The sequence below is a fragment of the Wohlfahrtiimonas larvae genome, from assembly GCF_002006755.1.
GTDB lineage: Bacteria > Pseudomonadota > Gammaproteobacteria > Cardiobacteriales > Wohlfahrtiimonadaceae > Wohlfahrtiimonas > Wohlfahrtiimonas larvae.
Genome location: NZ_MVDO01000107.1, coordinates 1 through 5851 on the forward strand (window position 1 = coordinate 1; position 5851 = coordinate 5851).

The following is a 5851-nucleotide window of genomic DNA, read 5'->3' on the forward strand; positions in this document are numbered from 1 at the left end:
TTTTGATATGATTTGTAACAAGTTATCTTTTTCCATTCACCATAATGGAGCAATCATGAAAAAGCTTATTATATTTGCAACATTTCTATTTCTTCAAGGATGTGCATCTAATTTCCTAGTCAATCAAGCGGGAGATGCTCTACATTATGAAGCAATTGTACAACTTTCTCAAAAAGAGGTCATTGATCAACGAGCTTATGTGGGCGGTCAAGTGGCAACGATTGATCGCAGTAAGCGCCAAATTGAGTTAGTGAAACGGCATATCAATAGCTCTGGCTATCCTGAAGAGGGCAGCAATAATTTATCACAGCGTATATTTATCACTTTCACACCAGATACACGTATCAATTTCTTTGATATTTCTGTTGGAGATCGTATGGCGGTCATTGGCAAAATTATCGACCTACAGAAAGCTGAAATTGCTGGTAATGATATGACAATCCTACAGGTACAAGTGAGTGGAGATAATTATAGAACATGGTCTAATTATAACTCTCGCTGGGATGATGATCGATTCTATTGGGGACCATACAATAGCCGGTATTGGCGCTATCGACCTTGGTACTATTAATCAAAATCCCAAGGGTCAATCTCACAAAAGTGGCGAATCTGGCTTGGCAAATGATTCGCTGCTGATTGCATTAAATAATGCACCAATCGATGCAAAGCTTTTCTTGATTTACTTTGCAACACAACATAAAAACGATAATAATTTTGGCGTTTAGATAACGAATTAGGATAAATTGGCGTAATGCCCACAAGGAAATCTCTGCAATCTAATGATTGCATCAATCCTTCAAAAGCCTTCAATGTTTCCTGCTCATTTCTTCCTTCCACTTGAAACAAAGCCTGATATTCATATGGTGGAAATTCAAAATGCTGGCGCTGTTCGAGTAAATTACGGGCAAACTTTGCATAACCTTGCTGCGGCAACTCTGTGAACAATGGATGCTCAGGAAAGTGCGTTTGAATCACTACTTGTCCATGAGAAACATCACGCCCTGACCGCCCTGAAACTTGCATTAATGTCTGTGCTAATTTCTCTTCTGCACGAAAGTCTGATGAGTATAGAATACCATCGATATCTACCATCCCCACCAATGTCACCTTATCAAAATCATGCCCTTTCGCAATCATCTGTGTACCAATGATGATATCAACATTACCCACTATCACATCTTTAACAGCATTTTCAAAAGCTGTTTTATTCTTCAATTGATCACGATCGAAGCGAATCACATTAGCTTTCGGAAAGGCATCTTGTAGCGCTTTCTCAATCCTTTCTGTACCTTGCCCATGCATTTTTAATAATGCATTGTTACAACTCGGACATTTATTAACCAATATTTCACTGTGCCCGCAATGATGGCAACGTAAACTATGGCTCTTGCGATAAACTGTCAACCGATATTCACAAGCTTTACACTCAGGCACCCAGCCACATACCTCACACATTAAAACTGGCGAATAACCTCGACGATTGATATAAATGATCACTTGCTCTTTACGTTCAATCGTTGCTTCAATGGCATTCAATAATTCAATAGAAATACCATCCATGATCATAGATTCATTCATATCAATAATTTGCCAATTAGGAATTTGTCCTTTAGCTCGCTCATTCAATGATAATAACTGATACCTCTCACGTTCAACATTATGAAGGGTTTCTAAAATTGGGGTAGCCGAACCTAAAATGAGCGGTATTTTTAATAAATGGGCTCGCTGAATTGCTGCATCATGCGCTGAATAACGTACAGTATCACGCTGACGATATGAACCATCATGCTCTTCATCAATGATAATCATCCCCAAACGATCAAATGGCGTAAATAATGCTGAACGTGTACCAATCACTAATGGCACAGTATGGTATTTGGCGGCTTCCCATGCTTGTAATTTTTGATGCTCATTGACTTCTGAATGCACAACAACAAAGGGAATGTTTAGAATATTTTTCACTCGCTCAATAAATTGTGGTGTCAAACCAATTTCTGGTACAAGAATCAATACTTGCTGCCCTTTGCCTAAAACTCGCTTCACCAATTCTAAATAAACCGCTGTTTTCCCCGAACCTGTAACACCCTCTAATAAAGAAACCGAAAACCGCTCCAATGTAATTGCATCCACAGCCTTCTGTTGCTCATCATTTAAAACATATGGCAGTATTGGAAAATGCTGTACAGAAGCATCCCATACTTTTGGATATTGTTCCACATGAAACACAACTCCATCTGCCATCAGTGCTTTTTCATGGGCTTTAAAATTACCAAATAACTCACAAAACTGTGAACGTTCAATGGGTACATGTTCTGCCAATTGCTCAACCAACATAACACGTGCTTTTTTATTTTTATTCTCTTCAAGCCATATGGGAAAATCATCAGATAATGTTAAATATGTTTCACTACTACGCTCATATAGCTCACTTTTACGAAGCTTTTGTGGCAACATCATACGAAAAACCAAGCCAATTGGCGCATGATAATATTCAGCAATCCATTGCCCAAGCTTTAACAGATCTTCTGTAAAAATTGGTGTCGTATCTAATAATTCAGCATTTTTAAGTTTCTTATACTCACTTTGTTCAATGACTTTCAGTACAACACCCACCAAATTCTGCCGACCAAATGAAACCTTAACTCGGCAACCAATCGGATCAATATCTGATATTAATTCATAATCAAACAATGCATATAAAGGACTTGGGATCGCAACTTGAACAATCATTGAAATACTTTAGGTACTCCGCTATTAATCTCTAAATCCAATTGTACTAAATGTTTAAAACCCAATAATCCTGCAATAATATTCGATGGAAATGATTCTCGATCAATATTATAAAAAGTCACGCTATCGTTATATGCTTGTCTTGCAAAAGCAATAGTATTTTCAATATGTATTAACTCTTCATGCAATAGCTTCATTTGTTGATTGGCTTTTAATTCAGGATAAGCTTCCACATTCGCAAAAAAACCTTGTAATGCTGATGCAAAGCTAGATTCACTCTGCATCAATATCTGCATTTTTGCTAAAGCACCAATATCATCGCGCGAGGCCATCAAACTTTCAGAAGCTTGTTGACGAGCACTTATAACTTTTTCCAGCACAACTGCTTCATGCTTTAGATAACCTTGAGCAACAGATACTAAATTAGGCACTAAGTCATGACGCTTTTTTAACTGCACATCAATTTGTGCAAAACTATTTCGACAATAATTACGTTTACGCACTAATCGATTAAAAATCGTAATCACTATCATTGCAATAATAACACTAATAATCGTCATCAATGTCGAAGCTGTCATATTCCTCTGCCTATTTAAATGCTTAATATGAAAAGCGAGATTGGACTTTAGCTAAAATTTTTAATGCACTAGCTCGTAATGTTTTACGCTCCACGTACCCCACATGAATCACACGAAATGTTTCTAATTTAGACAACAAATAAGCATCACTCGTTTGTAACTCATCCACTAAATTCAATGTTAATGCCTGCGAACCCAACCAATGTTCACCTGTGGCTATTTCATCGATGTTCACTTGTGGGCGATGCTGATTCACATAAGCTTTAAAAATCGTGTGAATATCTTCTAGCTCTTCTTTGAATTTTTCACGCCCTTCATCTGTGTTTTCACCAAACATTGTTACGGTGCGTTTATATTTACCAGCGGTGAATTGCTCGTAATCAATATCATATTTTTCTAATAAACGATGGAAGTTTGGTAATTGAGCCACAACACCAATCGAACCAATGATCGCAAATGGTGCTGCAACAATTTTGTTTGCCACACAAGCCATTAAATAACCACCACTTGCAGCAACTTCATCCACCGCAACAGTTAAGTTATAATTCTTCTCTTTAAAACGCTCTAATTGTGCGGCAGCTAATCCATAGCCATTCACTACACCACCAGGACTTTTTAAACGCACAAACACTTCGTCATTTTCTTTAGCAACACTCAAGATTGCATTGACTTCTTGCTTTAAGTTTTGCGCTGCGTTTGCAGCCATATCACCATCAAAATCTAATACAAACAACTTAGGCAATGGTTTCTGTTCATCTTCTTTTATCTCAGATTTTTTCTTCCAAAACTGCCACCATTTTTTTTCAGATTTCTTCTGCTCATTCTGTTCATCTTCTGATTTCTCATCAGCAATCAAATCATGATAAGATTCTTTTAACTCATTGAATTCATCTGATAAATCCTCAAAACAAATCGCCCCTTTTTTCTTTTTAAGATCTTTACCACCTTTAATAATAATCAAAATGATTAATAGTGAAACTAAAATCGTGACAAGTTTGAAGAAAAATAAAAAATAATTGGCTAAAAAATCCACTATGTTCATTCCTAAATATTTTCATAATAATAAAAAAGCCCAAATCAATGGATTCAGGCTTTTACAGTATTGATTGTATATGAGCTTATTGAGCTTTATATTCAATATTCATTTTTTGCTGAATCCCTTCGATTTTATCACGAAGCTGTTTAGAAACTAGAGATTCTTTAATACGTTCTTGAGAAACTTCTAAAGAATCGATTGGTGTTTCACGTACTTCTTCTAAACTAATAATGTGATAGCCAAATTGTGTTTTTACTGGCGCTGCAGAAACTTCTCCTGCCTTCATAGTTTGTAATGCAGCACCAAATTCTGGCACCATCACTTGCGCTCTAAACCAACCCAATTCACCACCGTTATCTTTTGAACCTGGATCTTTAGAAAACTGTTGTGCTGCTTCAGCAAATGATAAAGGTTTTTTCTTATCATTCAATTTAGCCAATAAATCTTTTGCTTCCGCTTCAGTGTCAACCAAAATATGTGCAGCGCGATATTCATTCTTATCGATAGCTTTAACCTGTTTATCATATTCAGCTTTAATTTCTTCATCAGTCACTTTAATATCATCAACAGTTTTCTTCAAAAATGCCTGAGATAAACCTAATCTTGCTGCATGATCAATGAACTTTTTATATTCTGCTGTTTGATCTAAACCTTCTTTCTTAGCTTTGCTTGCTAGTTTATCTTGCAATGCTAATTGAGAAATTAATTCATTCAACTGTTGTGCATTTTGAATAAATTCTAAATTATCTACACCAACAATTGGCTCTACTGCTGCTTGAAAATCGGCTTTAGACAATGCTTTGCCATCAATCACAGCAACAGGATCTGGAATTTCAAAAGTTTGTGCCAAGCTCATAGAGCCAACGATGCTACTAACAACTAATGCTGCACTAATTAACGTTTTTTTCATATTGAATAAGTCCTTATTTATTGGGTACAGTTGCCTCAATACTTAATGCATGAATCTCACTATGCATCATAGAATCAAGTGCGGAATATACCATTTTGTGACGTTGAACCAATGTTTTACCCACAAATGCATCTGAACAAATTTTAACAGTAAAGTGCCCTGCGCCATTTTTTGCTCCCGCATGTCCTATATGATGATGACTGTCATCGATAATTTCAAGAAACTCTGGTGAAAAATTTTCACGAAGCAGTGCATCAATTTGTTGAACTCTTTCTACATTCATCATTATTCTCCTAAATTTTCACGTTTTTCAGCCAATGCTCTATAGCGTTTACTTTCACGATATAAGTTTGCAATCATAATAACAGAGAATAATGTTGCCAAAATTGGACCGATGATTGTTTTATAAATCACCCAACCTTCATTAGAAATTTCAAAAACAACTAAAGCTGTATTGATTAATCCGCTAATGAAGAAATAAACTGTCCAAATAATATTCTGGCGCAACCACACTGAATCAGGTAAATCCAACTCTAAATGTTTAGCAAAGAGATATTTAAATGGCATAGTTTTAGAGTAATACATGATCAATAATGC

Annotated in this window: 7 protein-coding genes; 1 reads left to right on the top strand and 6 read right to left on the bottom strand. The window is 36.1% G+C overall.

The genetic code is table 11. The features are described from left to right. Positions 1-55: 55 nt before the first annotated feature. Entirely contained in the window at positions 56-571 is a 516-nt protein-coding gene (locus tag BZK14_RS06620; RefSeq protein WP_077925759.1) for a Slp family lipoprotein, read from the top strand. Here BZK14_RS06620 and BZK14_RS06625 read toward each other — a convergent pair. From BZK14_RS06625 to BZK14_RS06650, 6 genes are all read right to left on the bottom strand, one after another. Continuing rightward, positions 568-2730: a primosomal protein N' gene (locus BZK14_RS06625; RefSeq protein ID WP_077925755.1), complete on the bottom strand. Its 2163-nt coding sequence runs from the start codon at positions 2728-2730 to the stop codon at positions 568-570. The genes BZK14_RS06620 and BZK14_RS06625 overlap by 4 nt on opposite strands. Then, positions 2727-3308, bottom strand: coding sequence for a LemA family protein (locus BZK14_RS06630; RefSeq protein ID WP_077925756.1), 582 nt, complete (start codon positions 3306-3308; stop codon positions 2727-2729). The genes BZK14_RS06625 and BZK14_RS06630 overlap by 4 nt, the downstream gene beginning before the upstream one ends. 22 nt (positions 3309-3330) lie before the next feature. Continuing rightward, the gene (gene sohB / locus BZK14_RS06635; RefSeq protein WP_345667778.1) at positions 3331-4350 is read right to left on the bottom strand and encodes a protease SohB; all 1020 of its coding nucleotides are present in this window, start codon (positions 4348-4350) and stop codon (positions 3331-3333) included. A gap of 76 nt (positions 4351-4426) precedes the next feature. Beyond that, positions 4427-5254 (bottom strand): peptidylprolyl isomerase, encoded by an 828-nt coding sequence (locus BZK14_RS06640; RefSeq protein WP_077925758.1) that lies wholly within the window; start codon positions 5252-5254, stop codon positions 4427-4429. A gap of 13 nt (positions 5255-5267) precedes the next feature. Beyond that, positions 5268-5540 (bottom strand): BolA family protein, encoded by a 273-nt coding sequence (locus BZK14_RS06645; RefSeq protein ID WP_281249090.1) that lies wholly within the window; start codon positions 5538-5540, stop codon positions 5268-5270. Beyond that, positions 5540-5851 (bottom strand): septation protein IspZ (locus BZK14_RS06650; RefSeq protein WP_171973656.1); only part of this gene is annotated, 312 nt, incomplete at its 5' end. The genes BZK14_RS06645 and BZK14_RS06650, both read right to left, overlap by 1 nt.

What these genes read in the sequence shown, in the direction of transcription:
- BZK14_RS06620 (WP_077925759.1), top strand. Translation starts at nt 56, where the DNA reads ATGAAAAAGCTTATTATATTTGCAACATTTCTATTTCTTCAAGGATGT.
- BZK14_RS06625 (WP_077925755.1), bottom strand. Translation starts at nt 2,730, where the DNA reads ATGATTGTTCAAGTTGCGATCCCAAGTCCTTTATATGCATTGTTTGAT.
- BZK14_RS06630 (WP_077925756.1), bottom strand. Translation starts at nt 3,308, where the DNA reads ATGACAGCTTCGACATTGATGACGATTATTAGTGTTATTATTGCAATG.
- sohB (WP_345667778.1), bottom strand. Translation starts at nt 4,350, where the DNA reads ATGAACATAGTGGATTTTTTAGCCAATTATTTTTTATTTTTCTTCAAA.
- BZK14_RS06640 (WP_077925758.1), bottom strand. Translation starts at nt 5,254, where the DNA reads ATGAAAAAAACGTTAATTAGTGCAGCATTAGTTGTTAGTAGCATCGTT.
- BZK14_RS06645 (WP_281249090.1), bottom strand. Translation starts at nt 5,540, where the DNA reads ATGATGAATGTAGAAAGAGTTCAACAAATTGATGCACTGCTTCGTGAA.